Origin of the sequence: Iodidimonas sp. MBR-22, from assembly GCF_029946565.1 — a bacterium.
GTDB classification, from domain to species: domain Bacteria; phylum Pseudomonadota; class Alphaproteobacteria; order Sphingomonadales; family Rhodothalassiaceae; genus Iodidimonas; species Iodidimonas nitroreducens.
In genome coordinates this window covers 40,736-61,931 of record NZ_JARKVQ010000009.1, presented here as the reverse complement: position 1 = coordinate 61,931, position 21,196 = coordinate 40,736, and the positions used below count along the sequence as shown (strand labels likewise).

The following is a 21,196-nucleotide window of genomic DNA, read 5'->3' as shown; positions in this document are numbered from 1 at the left end:
GCGTGAAAAAATTTCATAGATTAGTTTTTCTAATGAACTGTAACAGATTTTCTATCTATAAAAATGGTGTGTCGCTATGATCCAAAAATGGTTTCTGGACCATCCGCAATCGGTGGGTGAGGGGTATTTCGCGCATATGGGAACGGCCATGCGCTTTTCCGGACTCTTGTTTCTGGGGGCGGTGGTCTGTTTTTTTCATGCGCTTTTGCCCGCCCTGTTTACCAAAACCGGCAGCACGATCATCAGCCGCCTTCATGACAAAATGGTGCGCAATCGCCGCCGGATACCGGGGGCTGCATCTTCGGCAGGAACGCGATCCTATAAAGGCGAAGATAGCTTTGATTATGTGATTTAAAGCCCTGTGCCGGGGGCGGCCATTTGCGTGCCCATCCGGCCAAAAGCTGTGGAATCGAACCGATCCGCATCATCAAGGCTATTGAGCAGATCATGGATGAAGCCCAGCTTTTCGATCACCTTTTGCGACAGGACGAAGGGATAGAGATCGGGCTGCCCCATAGAGCGATTGAGGCTGTTGACCGCATGGGTGAGGGGTAGCCATGTTCCGATGATGGCTTGGAAATCGGGCTCGCCATAGGGGTCGAAATCCGCTGTTGTCATGGTTTTGGCAATGGTCGTTGTGCGCGGTGAGACCCGCATCCCGAAATGATGCGCGGTTTCCAAAGTATCGACCATATGCATATAATGCGCCCAGCATTCCGCCCAATCTTCCCAAGGATGGGCCGCCGCATAGGCGCTGACATAGCTTTCTTCCCAATCGGGTTTGGTATATTGATTATAATGGGCTTCAAGCGCCTTTTGATAATTAGCGCGCTCATCCCCGAAAAGCCTGCGAAACGGATCGATTCGCTGGCCATCCCGGATCAGCCGTTCCCAGTAATAATGGCCGATTTCATGGCGAAAATGCCCTAAAAGCGTGCGATAGGGCTCGGAAAACTGCCGCCTGCGTTCTTCGCGCACCACATCATCGGCTTCGGCTATATTGATGGTGATCACCCCCCTTGCATGGCCGGTCAGGATCACCGAAGAATGTTCGGTGACATAATCCGCGATATTGGGATCGGCCAGAAAATCGAAGGCCAGCCCGATTGCGGGATTATCGAATTTGCTGATGATGGGGAGGCGCAGGCGCAAAAGCCCATAAATCAGCCGGTGCTTGGCGGCTTCCACTTTTTCCCAGAGCAAAACCGATGCCGGATCGCCCAGATCGGGCACCGTGCGATTGAACCGGCAGGCGGTGCAATAATCATCGGATTTTTCCGCCGGGATCAGCCAGTTGCAGGCATCATAGATGGTATTGGCACAAAGCTTGAAATGATCCTCAGGGTCTCTCACAGATCGCCAAAGCTGCGCCCATCCCTGTTTTTCGCCGCTGATGGGTTCGATTGCGGTTAGCCGCATCTGATCATCACGAAAACCGATGCGAGAGCCACAGCGTTCGCAATGCACATTTTCAAAATAGATCAGATTCTGGCATTTATCGCATTCAAATAGCCGCATGGCCTGATTTCCAAAACTCAACGCGCTGGCGGATGGCTGTAAAGCGCATGTCTCCGCCAACAGGGAACACAGACTAACCGGAATGGCCCCGATGCTCTAGGGGGCAAAAAATTCTTCTTCCAAAAGCGACGTGATATCGATCAGATGCTTTTGCAGATCATCAAGATAATCATGCATCCCCGATGCGATCACATCCTTGATCGCGCTTTGGCGCACATGGGATTGAAAGGCTTTCATGGCATCGAGGGCGATGCGTTTCTGATCGCTGCCAAAGCTTTCATGCAGATCGTTCAAAGCAAGGCAGGCCTCAGAGATCGAGGCTGAAACCGAGCGCGGAAAGCGTTCATCAAACAGCAGAAATCCGGCGGCACTTTCGGCGCTGAAGCCCTTGCTGTGCACCCGGCGATAGGCATGAAAGCCCGCAGCCGAGCGCAAAAGCGCATTCCATTGCGACATATCGGACGCCGAACCCATATCGGCATCCCCCATCTGCAAAGCTTCATATTTGGCATCGAGAAGGCGGGAGGTTTGATCGGCCCGCTCTAGGTTCATACCGATTTTGGAAAAATACCAGCTATCGTCTTTATACAGGGTTTCGGCGGTGATACCGCTGAAGGTCTGGCAGGCTTCCTTGATGCGGGCACACACCAGATTGAGCCGTTCCTCGCTGATATCCCGCCGTTTCATCCCCCGCATGGAATTATAGAATGTATTGAGATGGAACCACATTTCGGTGGAAATCTGAGGGCGCAGGGCCCGCGCATTTTGCCGGGCCATTTTCAGATTGGCATAGATCGATGTGGGATTGTCGCCATCGAGAATATAAAAATAGAGAACATTTTCCGCCGTGGGCTTTAAATCCTGCGCCAGAAAACGCTCGTCATCAGCGTAGATTTTCAAAACGGACAGCCAATTATGGGTGCCATCTTTTTGATGCCCAAAGCTTTCCTGAACATCCAAAATCCGCGCAATATTGTTCATGCGCTCGACCTGACGAGACATCCAGAAAATTTCTTCAGCGTGTCTGGCGAGAAGTTTATGCAAGAACCCATGTATCCTTTGAACCGCCGCCCTGGCTTGAATTGACGATGAGCGAGCCTTTTTTCAGCGCCACCCGTGTCAGCCCGCCCGGCAAAACCCAGGTGGATCGCCCGCTGACCACAAAGGGCCGCAAATCGACATGGCGCGGCTCCACACCCCGGCTGCACAAGGTAGGGGCCACCGAAAGGGAGATCATGGGCTGGCTGATGAAATTATCCGGTGCCGCCTTTAATTTCCGCCTGAGATCGGCCAGCACTTTTTTGCTTGAACGCGGGCCGATGACCACCCCATAGCCGCCCGATTCGCCCACCGGCTTCACCACCAGATTTTCCAGATTCTGAAGGGTATAGGCAAGGCCCTCGGGCTCGCGGCAGATATGGGTTTCCACATTGGGCAGGATGGCATCCTCCCCCAGATAATAGCGGATGATGCGCGGCATATAGGCATAGATGGCCTTGTCATCGGCAATGCCGGTGCCAATCGCATTGGTGAGGGTGACATTGCCGGCCCGATAGGCACGCATCAGGCCGGGCACCCCCAAAAGGCTTTTGGGGTTGAAGGTTTCTGGGTCGATGAACTGATCATCGATCCGCCGATAGATAATATCCACCGGTTCAAGGCCGAGGATGGTTTTCATATAAACGCGATCATTATCCACCAGCAGATCGCGGCCTTCCACAAGGGGAACACCCATTTCCCGGGCCAGAAACACATGCTCGAAATAGGCCGAATTAAAGGTGCCGGGAGAAAGCAGCACCACCTGCGGATTTTCAAGGCTTGGGTTCATCGCCAATTGCCGCAGGCTTTCCACCAGCCTTTGGCCATAATCGGATACCGTTCTGATGCTGGTGGCGCGCGCCAGATCGGGAAAGGTGCGTAAGGTCAGATGGCGGTTTTCCACCACATAGGAAACCCCCGAAGGCGTGCGGGCATTATCTTCTAAAACCAGAAATTCGCCATCCGCGCCACGCACCAGATCCACCCCACAAATGCTGGCATAGCTTTTATGGGGCAGGGTAAGCCCCTCCATCTGCGGGCTGTAATTCTTGTTGGTCAAAACCAAATCTTTGGGCACCACCTTGTCTTTGAGGATTTTGGCATCATGATAAATATCATCCAAAAACAGATTGATCGCGGTTACCCTTTGGATCGATCCCCGTTCGATATGGGCCCATTGCTTTTGGGTGATCACCCGGGGCAGGGCATCGAAGGGCAGCACCCGATCGATCTGATCGCGCTGGGAATATACGGTGAAGGTGATGCCCAGATTATAAAGCTCGCGGGTCACGGCGGCGGTGCGCTTGCGCAGATCGCCCACGGTCAGGGCATTGATTTTTTCCATGACCGGGGCCAAAGCGCGCAATTGCTCCTGATTTTTGCTGGCATCAAGGCCGCCGAGCAATTCGCAATAATATCCGCCCGGATCATAGTCTTTCAAAAGTCCACTCAGTAAAGTGGAATTCATAAATAGCATCCAAATGAAAAGGTTATTTTTTGCATAGTGTCATATAATTGCCTTTTTAAACCGGAAATGCACCCATTTTATTGCTATTTTGAGTGAAGCTGTTTGTTTTGTGATTAAGGGTCAGGATTTTTATGTCTGCCAATGAATTGGCCATTGTTGCGGCCGCTGTTTTGCTGTTCGGTCTCTTTGGCAAGCGCCTTGGGGGCGGCTTGCTCACCATTCCCCTTGTTTTCAGTCTTTTCGGTTTTGCGCTGGGGGATGCTGGTCTTGATCTGGTGACCTTTGAGGCGATGGACGGCACGATTTTGATGATCGCTGAATTGACCCTCACCCTTATTTTGTTCAGCGATGCAGCCCGGTTGGATATCAAAACGCTGCTGAAGGAACGTCAGTTGGCGATCAGGATGCTGATGATCGGGATGCCGGTGGCCCTGGTTCTGGGGGCCGGGCTGGCTTATTGGCTGTTTCCCGGGATCGGTCTTTTGCCCGCGTTGCTTTTGGCGGCCATGCTGGTGCCCACCGATGCCGCCCTTGGCCAGCCCATTTTAAACCATCCCGATATCCCCCTCAAAACCCGTCAGGTGATGATTGCTGAAAGCGGATTGAATGATGGCTTGGCGCTGCCTGCGGTGGTGATGCTGGCGATTTTCGCCTCGGTGGCGCATACCGGTGGGGCGGGGAGCGCGGAGGGGAGCGCATCAATGCACGGGGTGGATGGATCGGCCCTGTCGATGGCCGTCTTTGCCGGCAAGCAGATCATTTTGGGGCCGCTTTTTGGGGGGCTTGTGGCCCTTATCGGGGGGCGGTGGCTTGATCGGGCCATCAGCGGCAAAAAGATCGATGATAAAATCGAAGGGATCATTTTGCTGGCTTTGGCGATCTTATCTTATGCGCTGGCCGAATCCTTGGGCGGCAATGGCTTTTTGGCGGCGTTTGCGGCCGGCATCACCCTTGGCTGCACGGTGCGCCATCGCTGTGGCTCATTGATCGATTTCATGGAGGAAGAAGGCCAGATTCTGACCATGTTTGCCTTTTTGCTGTTTGGCGCGATGCTTTTGCCCGAAGGGCTGGCGGTTGCGGGTCCGGCAACGGTTCTTTATGCGCTGGGCAGTCTTTTCGTGGTTCGGGTTTTGGCCATTCTTGTGGCACTGATCGGCAGCAAGGCCCCATGGAAGGAACGATTTTTGATGGGATGGTTCGGGCCGCGCGGGCTGGCATCCCTGCTTTTTGCGCTGATGATTCTTGAAATTTATCCGATCCCCCAAGCCCAGGAAATTCGCGCCTGTGTCATGCTGACTGTGGGCTTTTCGGTGATTTTGCATGGGCTGAGCGCCATGCCTTTGGCAAAGCTTTATGGGCGTTCGATCAAATCGAAACCCCATTAAACAGGTGCCTCGCTGAACAGGCGCCCCGCTGAACAGGCATGGTGGGCGCGGCAGGATTTGAACCTGCGACCCCTGCGGTGTGAACACAGTGCTCTACCCCTGAGCTACGCGCCCTCGCCTGCGAGAGGGGCCTTATAATACCGCTTTAAAGTCCTGCGCAAGATTTTTCCTGCGCAAAGGGGGCGCAAATGTTCAAAGCCTGAAATCAATCCTTGATCGCGGCGCGGTTTGTGGCACTTTTTCCCCATGGATATGACCATGACACTGATTTTGATGGGGGCCGCCCTTGGTCTTTTGGGCTTGGCGACTTTGGGCGGGCGGCGGGCCTATGTGCCGGGGAAGCCCCCTTTGATCCCCTATGGGGCCCTGCAATTTCTGGCGATTCTGCTGATTTTGCTGTTTGCCGGTCATCTGATCACCCTCATCACCGGCCAGCCCTTTCGCGGGCGGCTTGGATAAATCTCTATTTTTTTGAATGGCTTGGCCATCCTGCGTAAAAAAATGCAGGGGGGACGTAAAATAACACTTGCTTTCGGGTTTAGTGTACTACATAACTAATACACCGAAACAACAACACACAAGCAAACACCATCAAGCCATCAGGCGACAGCACAAAGGAACAAAGCCATGTCATTCACCGCAAACACGATCCGCAACACCACTTCAGCCGCCCGCATCAGCATCCGTCGCAGTCGCCGCCGCCAGCGTTATCAGCGCGTGGCTTAAGACAAAGCCCGCAGCTCTTTCGCGATCATCACAAAGGAACAAAGCCATGTCATTTACTACAAACACGATCCGCAACACCACTTCAGCCGCCCGCATCAGCATCCGTCGCAGTCGCCGCCGCCAGCGTTATCAGCGGGCAGCCTGAGGGGCATCTTAGGCCCCCAAGCTTCGCAAGGAATCAGAAATTGGCCGCAGGTGTGATTGAATTTTTGGATGCGTTTCGGGGGGCTGCACCCTCCCATGCATCTTCGGGCTGAAGCGAGGCCAGAAACATCCGCACATCCTGCACTGTTCTTTGGGGATCTTCCTCCATCGGGATATGCCCCAGATCGTCATAAACCACCAGGGTGGCATTGGGCATGGCCCGCTCCAGGGCCCGGCCCACAGATAAGGGGATCATCCTGTCTTCACGCCCCCATTGAATGAGGGTCGGCGCCGTGATCTTTGAGGGATCGACCCGTTCATTGATATGGCTGAAATAATCGAGCAGTGCCTTGCGCGATCCATCCATCAAAAGCAGGTGCCATGATCGATCCACCATGGCATTGGTGACCAGATCATCATTGGCCATCGCCGTTTCCAGCCCTTGTTTGATCATTGATCGGGGCGTGATCGTTTCCATGATCCAGGAGATGCCGGGCAATTTCGCCAGTTTAAAGCCAAGGGGCAGGGTGGGTTCAGGGCTGTTTTCGGGGACGAAACCGGCGCTATCCACCAGCACCAATCCGGCGATTTTCTGAGGGTAGGCAAGGGCATAAGCCATGCTGATCTTGCCACCCATGGAATTGCCGCCGATCACCAGACGTTCGATCCCCAATTGGCTGATCAGGCTATGAACGGCGCGCACCATGCCTTCGGTGCTATAATCATTTTCAGCGGTTTTCCCTGTCAGCCCATGGGCTGGCAGATCCATGCTGATAACACGATAGCTATGGGAAAGCGCCTCAACCCAAGGCTCCCACGTATGAAGGGATGATCCCGTGCCATGAAGCAAGAGCAAAGCCGGGGCGAGGGATGGCCCCTGATCCCGATAATGAAGGCTGGTGCCACTGGGTAAGCTGAGGAATTTCGATGGCTTGGGGGCATAATAATTGGCCAGCAGATCCCGATCCAGATCAGGCGTTCCAAATGTGAGCACGGCAATGGCGATCAACGCAGCCATTGCCCCGATCGTCCACAGAAATGCCTTAAAAATAAACCACATGACGATTTTGCTGCCCAGAGAATTTGACCCAAGGCTCAACAATCAGAAGGGTGCCATGGGAGCCTCAATGAAAAATCCTTCAATTATTTGTATAAAATAGAATCATTTAAAGCCAGCCCTTTAATTCCTTATCCAGTAATTTGGCCAGCAAGGCGATATGATCGGGATGATCATTGAGGCAATCAATCCGCGCAAAAGCCTCGCCTCCAGCATCTAAAAACAGCTTTTTCCCCTCGAGTCCGATTTCTTCCAAAGTTTCAACGCAATCCGATGCAAAGCCCGGTGAAATCACCATCACTTTCTTTTTCCCCATGCCGGGCAGGGCTTCAAGGGTTTGATCGGTATAGGGCTGCAACCATTCTTTGGGTCCGAATCGGGATTGAAAGGTGACCATGAAGCGGTTTTCATCATAGCCCAAAGCCTCGCGCAGCAGGCGTCCGGTTTTCTGGCAATGGCAATGATAGGGATCGCCCGCTTCGAAATAGCTTTTCGGAATGCCGTGAAACGAGGCGAGAAGCATGTCCGGCTCCCATCCGGTTTCGGCAATTTTGCGCTCCACCGATGCGACAAGGGCTTTGATATAATCGCCATCATCATGATAAGGGGCCAGGGTGCGCACCGCAGGCTGCCAACGCAAAGTCATCAGATGGCGAAAAAGCTGATCATAAACGCTGGCGGTGGTGGATGCGGAATATTGGGGATAAAGAGCCATGACGGCGATGCGATCACAGCCCTTCTTTTTCAGGGCATCGATCTTTTCGGCAATGGATGGCTGGCCATAGCGCATGGCCCAATCAACCACGATACGATCTTCATGGCTCAGCGCCCGGGCCAGATTTTCGCCCTGCGCGCGTGTGAGGGTGCGCAGAGGGCTTTCGTCGCGGGCTTCATTCCAGATGGCGGCATAGGCCTTGCCCGATTTTTGCGGACGAAAAGGCAGAATGAAAAGATTGAGAATGATCTTCCAGGCCAGAGGGTTCAATTCGATGACCCTATGGTCGGATAAAAATTCCTTCAGATAGCGCCGCATGGATCGATAATCCGTGCCATCGGGGGTGCCCAGGTTGACGATCAAAACTCCGATGCGGCCATGCGCGATGGCCGGATGGTCAGTCGGCATAAAAGCCGCGCTATCGGCTTGTGCGCTTTTGGATCGGGCTGTTTGGTCATGGTCTGTCATCGTTAAGCCTTTTATGCGCGCCCCATGGCCCGGTTGATCAGCGAAAAGCCGGGCCATGCAGCCAAGCCACCAAAGCGGTGCGCCGCCCTTTTGTGACCGGGCTTATTCGATGCAAAACAAAGCTGGGAAACACGATGGCCGTGCCTTCCGTTCGCGGTGCTGTTATTACACTGCCTTCGCCATTGAGTTCAAGGCAGCCGCCTTCATAATCATCGGGCGGGGTGATTTGCACGGAGATCGAGAGCTTGCGGGTGCGGGTGCCCGGTGCCCGCCCACGATCGGCATGCCAATCATAGGTGCCGCGTTCATGGCCATCATAGCGGATGAGCTGCGCCCCTTCATTGAAGCCTTCGACCTGAAAACCAAAAGCGCTGTTATTGATATCCGACATGATCCGGGCCAGTCGTTCAAAGATCCAGGATGTTTCGGGCTGATCATCGAGCCATAAAATCTCGCAGGCGCGAATGCTCTCCACAGTTTGCCCCCCGGTCAGCCGGCCCGCCTTGGGGGTGGCGTCCTCCATCAGGCCACAAAGGATGGCACATTCGGCCTTGCTGAAGGCATCGGGGCGGGCGATGAAAAACGCGCCCGATCCTGAAAAGGGCGGCTCGCCCCCAAAGGGAAGGTGGCTATGAGCAGGGGCTGGCGCAGGGGTCATGATGAAGCTTTCCAAAACCGCCCAACAAAAGGCGGGATCCAAAAGCTGATAGCGGCTTTTTGGCAAAGGTCAAATCAATGATGCGCAGAATGAAACACTGGCGCGGCTTGCACGGGCAGGGCTTTTAAAGCCGTGCAAAAAGCGCATGGCTGAGCCTTTCGATATGCAAAAATACCGTCTACAAAATCCGTGGGAAAAGCCCAGATTCAAGGGGTCCGAAGATGGTCTTCGGGCACCCTGTCCAAAGGACAATGCCATGACGATGAAAACCGGCAAACCCTCGCAGTCGCAAAGCAAACCGGGCGCCCCCAAGCCCGCCTCGGCAAAGCCGGGTGGTAAGAAATAAGGGGGCATTCCCTCCTTATGAAGAGCCGCCGGGAAACTGGCGGCTTTTTCATGTCTGGCGCATGCCCAAATCCTTCATTCCCAGGCCCAATTTTCAGGCCCGACCGATCAAAGATCGGTTTCGAGGAATCGTTCGATGCGGCGGGCGATCAGCGGAGCGGTGGTTTCGCCGATCAGCCAATGGCCCAGCTTGGGAAATTCCGCATAGCGGGCGCGGCCTTCAAATTTGCGCACCGCAGATCGCGCCCATTCCTTTGGCGTGATGCGATCTTCGGCCCCCACGGCCACCAGAACGGGCATGCGAATGCGATCACGATTGACCGATGCCGCCTGTTCCCCATCGAAAATCCACAAAGCCAGTTCGAAAAGCGCGCGGCCCGATTCCCACACATAATCCTCATAAACCCTGCGGGCTTCGGCTTCGGGCACGGGGCCGTTGAATACGCTCCACCGGGCGGTTTCCCAATCGGGCTTATGGGGTTTGTTCCAAAAGCCGGGGCGCAGGGTGGTTTTATAAAAGCTTTTGAGCGGCCCCAGCAAAAAGGGGTTCATCCCCGCAGAAGGCGCAGGCGCCAGACAGATCAGGCGCGAGCCAAGCCCCCGTGCGGCGATTTTTTGCGCCAAAAGCCCCCCCATGGAATGGCCGATGATGATGGCATCATGATCGAAGGCTTTGATCTCGGCTTCCAGGGCATCGGTATAATCATTGAGCGATGCGCTGCCCAATCGGCTGGGGGGCGGGCTGGCCGCCGGCACATCATGAAAGGGCAAGGTGGGGGTGAGCACCCGATGGCCTAAAGATTCGAAATGGGCGCGCAAATGGGCCCAGCAATTGCCGCGGCTCCACATGCCATGGATCATCACCATGGGTGTTTTCTGGGTCATGGCGTTATCCCCCCGTTTGATCAGGACGCAGCGGAATCGATCAGATCCTGCCATCCTTTCGATCAGCATAAACCGTGACGTGAGGGGTTTCCAGTTGCAGATTCACATTTCAACGATATCAGGATAATCGCCTTGGCCCAAACCCTCGATATGGGTGGAATGAAAGCTTTCAATGGCGCTTTCCACCTTCATCGAATCATTGAACCGGGCGATGTGAAACAGCGCATCCCCCTCATTCACCACCGGCAGATTGGTGCGACCGATGACGATCCCGGTCACCGGGGATAAAATGCGGGTATGATTTTGCCCAACGGCATCGGAAACCCAGCCCAGCGTTTCGCCCTTGGTGATCCGCGCGCCCTGCCGGACCTCGACCCGCAAAAGGCCATTGGATGACGAACGCACCCATTGCGAATCACTGGCTTTGATCACCTGATGATCAAGCACCGGCTTGCCCCGGATCATCCCCAGAAAGCGCATCACATTCAGCACGCCGCGCACGCCCGCGCGCACCGGCAAAGGCTCGAAACGCAGGGCCTCGCCCGCCTCATAAAGCAGGGTTTTGATCTGTTTGTCTGCCGCATATTGGCGCAGCGATCCATCGCGCATATTGGCATTGATGATCACCGGCGTGCCAAAGGCGCGGGCAAGCTGTTCGGTATCGGGATCATCGAGATTGGCGCGGATATGGGGATGATTGGTGCGGTGATTGGCACCGGTATGCAGATCGATGCCATGGGTTGAGCGATCGACGATTTCGCTGGCGAACACATGGGCCAGCCGGGCCGCCAAAGAACCATGCTGCGAGCCGGGGAAAGAGCGATTGAGATCGCGCCTATCGGGCAGATAGCGGGTGTGCGTGGTAAAGCCATAGACATTGACGATGGGCACCGCGATCAGCGTGCCCCGCAGGCGGCCAAGGGCAGCATGGGCCATCACCTGCCGGATGATTTCGATGCCATTGATTTCATCACCATGCACCGCCGCCGATAAAAACAGGGTGGGGCCATGATGCCGGGAATGCAGCACATGCACCGGCATGGAAATTGGCATATAGCTCGATTGGCTGGGCAGTGGCACATTGATATGGATGCGCTCACCCGGGTCCACTTCATGGCCCGCGATGTAAAAAGGCGGGCGGCTGGCGCTGGCCTTGTGGTTTTTTGTTCTTGTCATGCCGGTTCTTGATGCCTTTTAGTCTGCTGTTGTGGCCATTCAGCCATGACCTTTGGTGCGGGTGCGATGGGGGCGGGCATTCTTTTCCAGAAATTCGATGATCTTGCCAGCAATATCAAGGCCGGTGGCGGTCTCGATCCCTTCCAGTCCGGGCGAGGAATTGACCTCCATCACCAAAGGGCCGCGATGGGATCGCAGCATATCCACCCCGCACACATTAAGCCCCATGACCTTCGCCGCCTTCACCGCCGTGGCCCGCTCGGCAGGGGTGATCTTCACCTTATGAGCCGAGCCGCCGCGATGCAGATTGGAGCGAAAATCACCTTCCGGCCCTTTGCGGCGCATGGCCGCCACCACCTTTTCCCCCACCACAAGGCAGCGGATATCCTCATTCCCCGCTTCGGCGATGAATTCCTGCACCAATATATGGGCTTCAAGGCCCGCAAAGGCATTGATCATGCTTTTCACGGCGGGCATGGTATCGCCCAGAACCACCCCCACACCCTGAGTGCCTTCAACCAGCTTGATGACCAAAGGCGGGCCGCCCATCATATCGATCAGATCTTCGGTTTGCCTTGTGCCATGGGCAACGCCGGTGACCGGTAATTTCACACCGCGCCTTGATAAAAGCTGCATCGACCGCAATTTGTCGCGGGAACGGGAGATTGCCACCGATTCATTGAGGGGATAAACCCCCATCACCTCGAACTGGCGTAAAACGGCGGTGCCGAAAAAGGTGATCGATGCCCCGATGCGCGGGATCACCGCATCATAATGGGGCATTTCGGCCCCTTTATAGCGCATTTCCGGGCGCACTTCGCCCATCTTCAGATAGACCTTCATGGTATCCACCCAATCGATCTCGTGGCCGCGTAAAACAGCCGCCTCCATCAGGCGCTTATGGGAATAAAGATCGGGATTCCGGGCGAGAAGCGCGATACGCATAAGAAACTCCGCAAAGGGATTAAGGACAAGATGCAGACGAAGGCGACAAGGGGCGCTTAGGGCCTTAGGGCCTTTGGGCCGTTCACGCAGTGATTGATCACTGATCAAGCCGATGATAGCAAAAAGAATGCAGTAAAGCGCCCTTTGTCAGAAACAGACCTTCATGGCAATGCGGAAAAAAGCCTATGGCCATCTTCTCAATAGGACCATGACCAGCGCAGGGAGACAGAATTGTCTTTGCTGCTGCTCATTTCACTGCGAATCCCCAGATTCCGGGTCAGCGCCCATTCGATGGTTCCGGTGGTGATGCCGGTGCCGGTTTCGGTGCTGATTTCCAGATAAATATCATCGGTGAGATATTTGCCCCCGGTGAGCCGGGTGCCACCCGTGTCTTCACCCCCCATATCGATATTGAGACGATCCAGACCAAGGGTGGAGCGCGCCGCTCCGATGACATCGAGCCCGCCCCCGCCCGAAAGGCTGGCGAGTGCCGAGGCCAGTTGCATGGCTTCCAATGGGGTGAGATCTGAGACCTGCTCGCCAAAAAGCAGACGGGCGAGAATTTCATCTTCGGGCAGGGAGGGGGTGGATTGCAAGCTGATTACGGGCGCGGATAAAGGCCCGGAAAGCTGCAAAATAATGGCAAGACCATCGATCTGATCCCGCGCGGTAATATCCAGCAAGGGATCGGGATTGGCATTGCCGGTCAATAAGATCTGGCCATTATCCAAAATCAGCCGCCGACCGGCAAAATCAAAGGCCCCCTTAACAAGACGGGCGCTGCCGCTGATCAAGGGTGTGTCGGCGCTGCCATCAATATCCAGATCAAGGGCCCATTCGGAATCGAGCCCCCGTCCCCGGATGAAAATGCGCCGGGGGGCTGCGATCTTGAGATCAAGGGCGAGGGGCCGGTCATCAGGGGCTGAGAGGCCCTGATCGCCAGCATCATCGCTCTCTCCGTCCAATTGGGCCACCCGGCTGTCGATTTCTGTCACCTCGATGCTGGTCACATCATCGGGCAGGGATTTTGAAATATCGATATCGGCGCGTGTGGGATCGATCCGGCCTGAAAGGCGATGGATCGCGGGGCTTTTTTCAAATTTCAACTGTGCTGAGGTGACCGCCCGTGCTTCCACCCGACGCACCACTGTGACCCCATCAAGGGAAAGGTCGAGATCGGCCAGCATCTCGCCTTCCGGCGATAATCCGGCTGAGCCCGCGCCGCTGATCCGGCCGCCATTGCCATCCTGGGCTGCAAGGCTTTCAATGGTCAGCTTCAAACCATCAAGGCGCGCATCCAAAGCAAGATCGGTGGCGATAAAACCGCTGGGCAAATGCTCATAGCGGCCATTTTTCAGGCTGATCGTGCCTTTGGGTTCGGGGCTTTCGACGGTCCCTGCAATTTTGATGGTGGCATCCAGATCGCCCGAGGCTTCCTGTTGCGGCAGATCAAGGATCATGAACAGCGGGGCCAGCGCCCCTTGCCAGATCATCTCGCCTTCAAGGGGGGCATCATCGGGCAGATCAAAGGCTGGTTGGACGAGATCAAGGCGCAAAGGCAGTGTCAGCCGGGCATTGGCTTCCAGAGCATCGCGGGCGGAGCCTTCGGCCATCATCATTAAAAGATCATCCTTGAGATCGGCTTTGATGCTGATCTGCAGGGGCGGTACCTGGGTAAAGCCGCCGATCGCTGGGGCGAGATCATGCAGGAAAAGGCGCATCGTGCCCCGGCTTTGATCTTTTTCCTGCGTAAATGAAAGCTGGCCATCAAGAGTGCCGGTGGGCAGGATTTGTGGGGACATCACATTGAGGATCGATAAGGGCATATCCGCCAGATCGAGCCTGAGATCGACCTCAGCCTCGCCTTTCGTCATGGCGCCGCTGATCGCCCCTTCGGAAAATTCGATGCGGAAGGGATCAAGGGTCAGATGATCCTTTGCCATTTGCATCGATAGCGGCTTTTCAGTGCTCAGCTTTTCCCCAAACAGCAAACCGTCAAGGGAAAGGCTGGCCTTCTGACTTTGCGCTTCCTGTGACCAGATGAGCGATCCCCCCAGATCGAGAGGGCCGCGCCAATGGCCATCGGCCTTGCCATCAAGCTGCAAGCGGCTGCGGTCGCCCGTGGCGCTGATCTGAAGGCGGCTCAATTGGGTGAAGCCCAATAGAAAATCACTCAATAAAAGCGTGCCATCGATGCGCGGCAGGCCATCGGTAAGAAAGGCCTCGGCCTTGAGATCAAGGCGCTGCAAGGTGAGCCGCTTTGATTGGATGGGCAGAACCAATGATTGCCCGCTCGCTTCAAGGCTTAGGGCCTGCTTTTCATTATGGGCGAAAAGCGCGGCCTTAAGGCTCAGATCGCCTTCAAGGCCATAGCGCTGGCTTTCGGGTAAATCCGATAAATCCCCCGATTGGCCGTTGAATTCGCCCCGCAGCAAAGAATCCGTGCCATAGATCAGGCTGCCTTCGATTTTTGCCGCCCCCAATGCGACAAAGGCCAGCGGCAGGCTGAACGCGCCATCGGCATCCCTGTGCCCTCGGGCTTCGATGCGCAAGGGGCCAAGGCTGCTTTCGGCGCTCAGCCTGATCTCGCCCATTGGCCCGGTTTCATTCGCCGCCTCGGGATCAGACAGGCTGGCCAGCCCATCCAATTGCAGATTGTGCAAAACCAGCCCGGCCAGATCAAGCTGATCGAGGTGGCTGTGCAGGGCCAGTTGGGGGGCGGAAAACGGCCCGCCCAGCGTTCCATCCAATAAAAGCCCACCTTCCATTTCTGCGGTGCCGGGCATATCCGGGGCATCAAGCCAGCCAAAGCGCGCAAGATCGGGCAGGCGGATCTGATAATCCAGATCAAATCCTTCATCGGCCAGATCGGCCGCGCCCTTGATATCGAGCTTCAGCCCCGCTGCATCGAGCCGGGCGTTTTTGATGGTGATCTGCTGATCCGGCTCCAGATCGATCTGCGCCTTGATGACCGGTTCCGCCCCTAAAAGCGCGGTGAGGGTGGCATCTGTGGATGCGAGATCAAGCCCCCGACCATCGAGGGTGAGGCCGATGGGGGCATCGGCATTTTGGCGGTTGACCAGAAAGCGGCTTTCCAGCCCGCCTTGGAAAGGCAAAGGAAGGGGGAGGCTGGCCAGATCGGCGATTTCGGCCAATAGTTCAAGATCAAGGGTCGCAAGATCGGTGCTTGCGGTGCCTGAAGCCGTGAGCCGCGCGCCTCCAGTGCTGAGCGATGCGGTGCCAAGGGTGATCTGGCGGCTTTTTTCATTGGCCACAGCATCGAGATTGAAATCCACCGTCATGGGTTGATCGGTAGTTTGCGAAAGCCCAGCGATGATCAGATCATGGATTTGACCGCTGAGCTTCAGGCTCATTTCAGAGCCTTCGATCCCCAGATGATAGCGGCCATCAAGCTTTTGAGCCAAAATCTGAGGATCACGGGTCTGCGGATCGGGGCTTGCGCCCTCATTCGACGCGGGCGCATCGAGGTTGAAACCCCCATCGAGCACAAGGCCCTGTGTTGTAGGCTGCACCCGGCCATCGATGGCCATGCCGGAAAAAGTCAGTGGCCATCCATCGGGCAAAAGGGCGGCACTTTGGGGCGCATCGAGGCGATAGGTGAGGGCTGAGAGCATCGGACCGTTTTTGGCCAAAGCCGTTTCCAAAGCCACGGTGCCTGCGGCCAGATCAAGCTCAAGCTTAAGGGGGATATGATCCGCCTGATCCTGCCCGGCGGTGATCACAAAAGCCACAGATGCCCCCAAAAGCGCGGCATAAGGGGGATCGATCAGCCCCGCTGGATCGGCATGGCCCTTGATCACAAGGGCTGTTTCATTGCCGGTGATCCGGGCTTCAAGGCTTTTTGCCTCTCCCATTCTGGCTGAAAATGTTCCCTGCCATGCGTTCAATCGGCCCGCCCCTTCCAGATGAATATCCAGAGATTCATTGGGGGACATCGCCAAAAGGGCGGTGATCAGGCCATTTTGGGGGCCGTGCAGATCAAGGCGCAGATCAAGCTTTTGCTGGCTTTGCTCATAATCCAGATCAAGACTGAGGCGATCTGTTGCCAGATCAGGACTGAGACGATCTGTTGCCAGATCAGGGCTGGGGGCGGTTTGTTCGATCACCAAACTGGCCATGGCCTTTTGATCGGCCAGGCGGATGTGATCGAGCCGGGCCAACAAAGTGACAGCACGACCGCTCGTTAATTGAGCGATGCTGGGATCGAGGGCTATATCTTTGATCGTGATCCGGCCGATTTCGATGGCGAGCGGCAGATCGGGAAGCCGGGGCATGGCCAGATCGGGCAAGCGCAGATCCTGCAGGCTGAAGGCTTGATCTTCGGGTTTTTCGGGGCCGAAAACCGGCAGCCGATCCAACCGGGCATGGGCAATCTCAAGGGATGGGATCGTCAGGCGTTTGTCGAGTAAATCCAGAGGCTGCCATGCAATGGTCAGCCCATCCAGCACCAGATAAACCCCGCGATCATCGCGGAGCTGCAGGCGATCCATTTCAAATCGCGAGAAAAGATCGCCTGAAAGCCCGCCCAATTCCACATAGTTCGTGCCCACTGCATCATTGATGCGCGCCAGAATCCAGCTTTTGCCCCCATCGCTATTGAGCCAGAAAAGGCCAGCGATGGTCGTCAGCAACAGCAGCAGGATAAGCGCTCCGCATCCCAGGAACAGAGTGCGCAAGGGGCGCTTTTGGCGAGGTTTTGCGGGCGCATTGCGGGTGGTCAAAAGCTTTGCCCCAGGCTGATATAAAGTTGAATCCGGTTATCGCCGGGGCGGCGATTGATCGGGGTGGCAAGATCGATCCGCACCGGCGCAAAAGAGGTATGATAACGAAAGCCGATCCCCGCCCCCCAGCGCAAATCTTCAAATTGCGGCGTGGTGCTGCCGGTGATTTCGCCCGCATCCACAAAGGGCACGATGCCGATGCTTTTACTGATCTTCACCCGCGCTTCCACCGAGGCTTCAAATTTCGAGCGTCCGCCCAAAGGGTCTCCTTCGGCATTGAGGGGGCCCACATCCTGAAAGCCAAAGCCGCGTACCGATCCCCCGCCGCCCGCGAAAAAGCGACGATTGGCGGGCAGGCGGTCTGTTTCTGCTCCAATAATCGATCCCAAAGCCACCCGCCCGGCCAGAATATAGTTTTTTTGCTGATCAAGGGCGAGATAGCTGCTGGCATCGAACTCCATCTTGTAAAAACTGAACAGGCCACTCTGTTCGGCCAGATGGGGGGCGATGGCCAGACGGGCGTGGACCCCTTGGGTTGCATCTAAAAGTGAATCGCGCTGATCAAAAGTTGCATTGAGGGGGAGCGAGGTGAGGAGAAAGGTGCGACGGTCGTCAATTTCCTCGACACTGGTAAAACCAAGCTCGGTGCCCACACCCAATCGCCAATAGCGGCCAATGGCCCGATCCAGCCCGAGGCGGGCATTGAGTTCAAGGCTATCAAAAGCATCGGTATCTTCGCGAATGGCCCCTAATCGGACCGTTAGATATTGATCATGGCGCAGGAAATGCGGCTTTTGGAAATCGGCGATCAGGGATTGTTCGATTTCGGCGATCCGAGCGTTGAGCGTTAAGCGCTCCTGAGACCCTAAAAGATTGCGATGTTCCCATGATAGATCGCCGCCAAAGCCTTCGGTGGTGGTGAAACCGGCCCCAATGGCAATGGTGCGGTGGTTGGTTTCCACCAGATTGATTTCCAAAGGCGGGCTGATTGGCCCCTTTTGTTGGCGTAAATCGGACGGGGGATCTTTGAAATTGATCCGAACACTGCCAAAAAGGCGGCTTGAGACCAGCGCTTGTCGAAAGCGATTGATGCTGGCCTGATCATAGGGTTCGCCCGGCTTCCAGGGCACCAGCCGATCCAGATACTCTTCATCAACGCTTTTCAAACCCTCATAAAGAACGGAGCCGTAATGAACTTCCGGTCCCGGTTCGAAGCGATAGGTGATGGCTGCGCTGCTGCTGGCATGATCGATGACCACCCGCCTTGTGGCTTTTTGGGCAAGGGGGTGGCCGTTTATCGGCAGGGCTTTGGCGATATGATCTTCCCCATTGACGATGGCCGCAGCCCGGGCCGGATCGCCCGGCTTTAAGCTCATTTCGGCAAAAAGCTTTTGTTTCAGGGTTTCATCGGGGGCAGACCCAATGAAATTGAGGCTGATATCCGATATTTTATAAAGGGGGCCGGGAAAGATGATGATAGCGATTTTTACGGGCGATTGGCTGCTATCGATCTGATCGGTGAGGGTGGCATTATAATAGCCCCAGGATCTGAGCGCCTTTTGAAAGCTTTTCAGATCCCGCTCGATGCGGGTGCGCAGGGCCCCATAAGATCGCGGCGGCGTGCTCTTCTCCCGGTTCAGAACGGAGAGTTGGGTCAGCTGATCCTTGAGCCCATTCTCCACGCCCTCAATCTTTAATTGATAGCTGATAGCCGGGCTTTCCGCAGACGGGGCAGCTTGTGCCCAAAGCGGCCCGGCAAAAGCCGAGACAGCCATGAGGGCGGCCAAAGCCATCACCTGTGCCCGGAGATGGGATTGGCCAAAGATCGATGCGATCAACTGCTTGCAGATCAGGAAAGGGATCACGCATCTCCGCGGATGATGGAGCGAATCAAAAAACGCGCCGGATGATAATGCTGTCTTTGGTCGATTTCGAGAGGGGATGGCGCGCCGGCAATTTGTGCGGCAATCCCCTGTGCGGCCAAAGGCGCGATTTGAAATCCCCGCGCCCCCAGCCCCGTGAACAGATAAAGCCCCTGATGATACGCGCACAAAGGCAGATCCCGGCGGTTTTTATCAATCCGTGCCCCCGCATAGGCATCCTTGAACCATGCCTCATCAAAAAGCGGCCCGGCAAGCGGGGCATGATCGGGGGTGATCACCCGCTGGCCGGTCCAGATTTCAAACGGCACCACAGCCCCCCTATCAAGGCCGAGCGCCTTTCTGGTTTCATCGGAAAAGGCCAAGGGATGACCGCACAGCCGCCGCTCACCTGCGGCTGTTTTCACGGTGCGACTGAGATATCCTTCATGATAAAGGCTCTTTTTGGGCAAAGGATGCGGGGGCAAAAGGCTGATCTGGCCGTTTTGCCCGCTGATGGGGAGCACGGCGGCCAAGGATGGGGGCAAAAGCGCCGCCGATCCCGGCCCGGCGGCGATGACCACTGTGGCCGCTTCACATAGAATTTTGCGGCTCTGATCACAAATCCGCCAACCCGCTTGGCCTGTTCCTGATGATCCCGATAAAGGCCGCAGGTGATCGGCATCGGCTGAGATCAGCCGATCCGCCTTTGGCCCCCGATCATAGAGAACAGCAGGATTGATGCAGCCTGCCTTTGGCCAGTAAAGGGCATCTTGATCGCATGGAAAGCCGCTGATCGTGCTGGCCTCATCGGCATGCATCAATCTCAGATGATCATCGGGCCAGTTCAATATCTGGGTCACATCCCGGGCCGGTCTGCCGCCTTTTTTGCCCGTTGGCAGTTGAAGCACACCGCGCGGATGCTCCCAAACACCGAGGCGATCATAAAAGCGCCAGGCAAAAAGCATAGAGGCTAGAGACAATCGCGCCCATGCCGATGATCCCAGATCGAGCCGAGGGGCCAGCAGGGCCGCGGGCAAAGGCGGGGCATGGGCTAGGGGCGGCGCGGCGATCTGGATCGTGGCTAAACCGTGATCATGGCAGGCTGCCAGCATCATATGGGCGGCAATGCCATTGCCGATCACCGCCACCGGGCCTTTGGATGGCGACGGCAGGCGATACCATGGGGACGTGTTTTCAGGGCCGCTTTCAGCCTTTTCAAAGCGCCCCTGAAGCCGTTCGCGCTTGCCATTGAAGCCGGATTGCTTTTCCATGCTGAACCCCACCGCCTCAAGGCCGCGCTTCACATGGCCCGCTGCCGTAAAGGTGGCAAGGCGGGTATCGGGGTGGCTCAGGCGGGCGATCTGCTGATAAAGTTCGGGGCTCCACATGGCGGGATTTCGGGCCGGGGCAAAGCCATCCAGAAACCAGGCATCGATCCGCGCTTCAAGGCGCGATAGCATCAAAGCCGCATCCCCCAAACATAAGCTGAGATGCACCGAGCCATTTTCAAAGATCAGGCGGTGAAAGCCCGCTGTTGCGGGCGGCCATTGGGCGAGCAAAAGATCCGCCAAAGGCTTCAGATCGGTGAAGGGGCTGAGGGCGCGGGCGAGGTCGGCTTTTTTAAGGGGAAAGGCTTCCACCGAGATGAAATGCAGGCGGGCGCTGGCCCGGGCTTTTATCCATTCCTGCCAGGTTTTGAGGAAATTGAGCCCGGTTCCAAAGCCGGTTTCGCCGATGCTGATAAAATCGCCTTGATGCCATAATTCATCGAGCCGGCAAGGGGCGATAAACACGGCTTGGGATTCCGCCGGGCCGTGAGTCGTATCATAATATTTATCTTCATAATGGATCGAGAGCGGCGCATCCCCATCCCATTTCAAGGCCGGATGGGTGGGGTGGTTGGGGATGTTTTGATCGTTTCTGGTCATCTTCAAGCTTTCCACATCAGGCTTTAGACATAGGCCTCCAGCCCGCAGAATAACAGGTTTTCTCGCCACATCTGAGGGTTGAAAAACGGGGCGGTCAGAAGATCGAAGCTGCGGGGCGAAGGCCGTTTTCGGTGTC

At 56.0% G+C, this 21,196-nt stretch carries 15 protein-coding genes and 1 tRNA gene; 3 read left to right on the top strand and 13 right to left on the bottom strand.

The window, feature by feature from the left end:
* Window positions 1-76: 76 nt before the first annotated feature.
* A complete protein-coding gene (locus QK300_RS08440; RefSeq protein WP_281301250.1) occupies window positions 77-355 on the top strand; it encodes a DUF6356 family protein in 279 nt (92 codons plus the stop codon).
* Here QK300_RS08440 and QK300_RS08435 read toward each other — a convergent pair.
* The 3 genes from QK300_RS08435 to QK300_RS08425 form a co-directional block, all read right to left on the bottom strand.
* Entirely contained in the window at window positions 352-1,518 is a 1,167-nt protein-coding gene (locus tag QK300_RS08435) for a putative zinc-binding peptidase (RefSeq protein ID WP_281301249.1), read from the bottom strand. The two genes, QK300_RS08440 and QK300_RS08435, sit on opposite strands and share 4 nt — an antisense overlap.
* Before the next feature lie 96 nt (window positions 1,519-1,614).
* On the bottom strand, window positions 1,615-2,562 hold the full coding sequence (locus QK300_RS08430; protein WP_281301248.1) for an alpha-E domain-containing protein: 948 nt from the start codon (window positions 2,560-2,562) through the stop codon (window positions 1,615-1,617).
* Window positions 2,555-4,024 carry a circularly permuted type 2 ATP-grasp protein gene (locus QK300_RS08425; protein WP_281301247.1) on the bottom strand — a complete coding sequence of 490 codons (1,470 nt, stop codon included), beginning with the start codon at window positions 4,022-4,024 and terminating at the stop codon, window positions 2,555-2,557. Before QK300_RS08425 ends, QK300_RS08430 begins: the two co-directional genes overlap by 8 nt.
* Before the next feature lie 131 nt (window positions 4,025-4,155).
* Here QK300_RS08425 and QK300_RS08420 point away from each other — a divergent pair, with 131 nt between their 5' ends.
* Window positions 4,156-5,409: a sodium:proton antiporter gene (locus tag QK300_RS08420; RefSeq protein WP_281301246.1), complete on the top strand. Its 1,254-nt coding sequence runs from the start codon at window positions 4,156-4,158 to the stop codon at window positions 5,407-5,409.
* 39 nt (window positions 5,410-5,448) lie between these two features.
* On the opposite strand, the gene QK300_RS08415 is transcribed toward QK300_RS08420, so the two are convergent.
* Window positions 5,449-5,523: transfer RNA gene (locus tag QK300_RS08415), tRNA-Val, on the bottom strand.
* A gap of 144 nt (window positions 5,524-5,667) precedes the next feature.
* On the opposite strand from QK300_RS08415, the gene QK300_RS08410 reads away from it, so the two are divergent.
* Window positions 5,668-5,868, top strand: coding sequence for a hypothetical protein (locus QK300_RS08410; protein ID WP_150006981.1), 201 nt, complete (start codon window positions 5,668-5,670; stop codon window positions 5,866-5,868).
* Window positions 5,869-6,313: 445 nt separating this feature from the next.
* On the opposite strand, the gene QK300_RS08405 is transcribed toward QK300_RS08410, so the two are convergent.
* The 9 genes from QK300_RS08405 to mnmD all read right to left on the bottom strand — a co-directional run bounded on the left by QK300_RS08405 (window position 6,314) and on the right by mnmD (window position 21,060).
* Window positions 6,314-7,297, bottom strand: coding sequence for an alpha/beta hydrolase (locus tag QK300_RS08405; RefSeq protein ID WP_281301245.1), 984 nt, complete (start codon window positions 7,295-7,297; stop codon window positions 6,314-6,316).
* A 148-nt stretch (window positions 7,298-7,445) separates the two neighbouring features.
* A complete protein-coding gene (gene hemH, locus QK300_RS08400) occupies window positions 7,446-8,459 on the bottom strand; it encodes a ferrochelatase (RefSeq protein ID WP_348651858.1) in 1,014 nt (337 codons plus the stop codon).
* Window positions 8,460-8,556: 97 nt separating this feature from the next.
* Window positions 8,557-9,177 carry a 2OG-Fe(II) oxygenase gene (locus QK300_RS08395; RefSeq protein WP_281301243.1) on the bottom strand — a complete coding sequence of 207 codons (621 nt, stop codon included), beginning with the start codon at window positions 9,175-9,177 and terminating at the stop codon, window positions 8,557-8,559.
* Window positions 9,178-9,630: 453 nt separating this feature from the next.
* Window positions 9,631-10,407 (bottom strand): alpha/beta hydrolase, encoded by a 777-nt coding sequence (locus QK300_RS08390; protein WP_281301242.1) that lies wholly within the window; start codon window positions 10,405-10,407, stop codon window positions 9,631-9,633.
* A 102-nt stretch (window positions 10,408-10,509) separates the two neighbouring features.
* Window positions 10,510-11,583: a succinylglutamate desuccinylase/aspartoacylase family protein gene (locus QK300_RS08385; protein WP_281301241.1), complete on the bottom strand. Its 1,074-nt coding sequence runs from the start codon at window positions 11,581-11,583 to the stop codon at window positions 10,510-10,512.
* 39 nt (window positions 11,584-11,622) lie between these two features.
* Window positions 11,623-12,528: a 30S ribosomal protein S6--L-glutamate ligase gene (gene rimK, locus QK300_RS08380; RefSeq protein WP_281301240.1), complete on the bottom strand. Its 906-nt coding sequence runs from the start codon at window positions 12,526-12,528 to the stop codon at window positions 11,623-11,625.
* Between the two features lie 197 nt (window positions 12,529-12,725).
* The gene (locus QK300_RS08375; protein ID WP_281301239.1) at window positions 12,726-17,225 is read right to left on the bottom strand and encodes a translocation/assembly module TamB domain-containing protein; all 4,500 of its coding nucleotides are present in this window, start codon (window positions 17,223-17,225) and stop codon (window positions 12,726-12,728) included.
* 41 nt (window positions 17,226-17,266) lie between these two features.
* Window positions 17,267-19,135, bottom strand: a complete 1,869-nt coding sequence (locus QK300_RS08370) for an autotransporter assembly complex family protein (protein WP_281301238.1) — start codon at window positions 19,133-19,135, stop codon at window positions 17,267-17,269.
* On the bottom strand, window positions 19,132-21,060 hold the full coding sequence (mnmD, locus tag QK300_RS08365) for a tRNA (5-methylaminomethyl-2-thiouridine)(34)-methyltransferase MnmD (RefSeq protein ID WP_281301237.1): 1,929 nt from the start codon (window positions 21,058-21,060) through the stop codon (window positions 19,132-19,134). The genes QK300_RS08370 and mnmD overlap by 4 nt, the downstream gene beginning before the upstream one ends.
* Between the last annotated feature and the right edge of the window lie 136 nt (window positions 21,061-21,196).